Source organism: Phocaeicola sp. ICN-14070, from assembly GCF_037892625.1.
GTDB classification, from domain to species: domain Bacteria; phylum Bacteroidota; class Bacteroidia; order Bacteroidales; family Bacteroidaceae; genus Phocaeicola; species Phocaeicola plebeius.
The window spans coordinates 1-364 of the sequence record NZ_JBBKBF010000190.1 but is presented as its reverse complement, the minus strand read 5'-3'; the positions used below and the strand labels follow the sequence as shown (position 1 = coordinate 364).

Here is a 364-nt window from a genome sequence, read left to right as displayed (position 1 = left end):
GATGCTGAGCAACAAGATCGGTGAGATGTACAGCGACAAACTGAAAGGCTGGTGGGAGAAGTTCGGCAAGGCCATGGAGGACAACGAACTGACCGAGGCGGAACGGAACGCGCTGATGGAAGAGTACATGCAGTATATGGATGAAGCCCTTGCCCTGCGTGACAACCTGGCGGCAGCCACCGGTTATGACAAGACGCAGCAGGGCGGTACGAGCCAAAGTGCGAAAGCGGGCGGCTTTACGGCCATGACGCAGGACCAGGGCACGAAGCTGGAGGGCATGTTCACCGGCGGGCTGCAGCACTGGAGCAGCATGGACGACCGGCTGGAAAGCGTGGTGGAGAAGATGGACACGGCTGAAGGGCAT

Annotated in this window: 1 pseudogene; it reads left to right on the top strand. The window is 59.6% G+C overall.

The window, feature by feature from the left end:
- A pseudogene (locus WKT20_RS18255) lies at window positions 1-364 on the top strand (viral A-type inclusion protein); the annotation flags it as partial.